This is a genomic window from uncultured Shewanella sp. (assembly GCF_947495455.1).
In the GTDB taxonomy this organism is placed as follows: Bacteria; Pseudomonadota; Gammaproteobacteria; order Enterobacterales; family Shewanellaceae; genus Shewanella.
In genome coordinates this window covers 1-1,304 of record NZ_CANLZC010000221.1, presented here as the reverse complement: position 1 = coordinate 1,304, position 1,304 = coordinate 1, and the positions used below count along the sequence as shown (strand labels likewise).

General features: G+C 41.3%; 1 protein-coding gene. It reads left to right on the top strand.

The features are described from left to right. Nucleotides 1-96: 96 nt before the first annotated feature. On the top strand, nucleotides 97-1,304 hold a 1,208-nt coding region (locus Q0791_RS24845), incomplete at its 3' end, for an ISNCY family transposase (RefSeq protein ID WP_299011943.1).

Sequence of the window (1,304 nt, the reverse complement as noted above, 5' to 3'; positions counted from 1 at the left end):
TGTAGATTCAATATAGTAATGTCACATTTTCCCAATTTAGAGATGTCACATTTTGGTATGCTGGGCCCAAATAATCCAGTGTATTAGATTGGTGCCATGTTAATTACGATGAGCGAAAAAGAGCTGCACCGCATTGGTGTCATTAAGGATGTTTGCAATAAAAAATTAACCCAAATGACCGCTGCGTCAATGTTAGGGCTGACTCGTCGGCATATCCAAAGATTAGTGAATCAATTTCGTCAAAATGGTGAAGTGGGCTTATTGTCTAAACGTCGTGGACAGCCCAGTAATCGCCGATTTTCACCTGAATTTAGAAATCAAGTTCTGACACTGGTTAAGCAGAAATATGCAGATTTTAAACCCACCTTTGCCTGTGAAAAACTCGCTGAGCTACACGGTATTAAATTGTCCAGTGAAACCTTAAGAAAATGGTTGATTACTGAGGGGTTATGGCGTGTTCGCAAGAGAAAGAAAAGGAAAATCTATCAACCTCGTCATCGTCGTGACTGTTATGGTGATTTGGTTCAAATTGATGGCTCTTACCATGATTGGTTTGAAGGGCGCTCACCTAAGTGTTGTTTGTTAGTGTATATAGATGATGCAACGAGTCAGCTGATGTCATTGCATTTTTGTGAGTCAGAAACGACGTTCGACTACATGAATACCACCCGTGAATATATTGATAATTACGGTAAACCCACTGCTTTTTATAGCGATAAACACTCAGTCTTTAAGGTGCATTCACCCAGTCGTAAAAGCAGTAAACAAATGACTCAGTATAGCCGCGCGCTGTATGAGCTTAATATTGACTTGATTTGTGCTAATAGCTCACAAGCTAAAGGTCGAGTGGAACGAGCCAATAGAACACTCCAAGATCGCCTCATAAAAGAAATGCGCCTTGCAGGCATCAATACCATCGAAGAGGCCAATGCTTGGCTTCCTGAATTTATGGCAGATTTTAATCGCCGCTTTGCTTGTACAGCGCGCTCTTCACAAGACGCGCATCGTCCGGTACAAGAATCAGCGGTTGAACTGGATGATATTTTTACTAAGCAGATGAGTCGTACAGTCTCTAACTCACTGACATTACAGTACGATAAAGTCATTTACCTACTTGACCCAACAGAAAAAACCAAGCGGTTAGTTCACAAACGGGTCATGATTTATGATTATCCTGATGGCACGATAGCCATACGTCATTGTGGTGAGGAATTGTCTTATAGCGTATTTGATACCTTAAGGCATGTTCAGCAAGGAGATATCGTCAATAATAAACGTTTAGGCGCGGCATTAGCGTTTGCAAA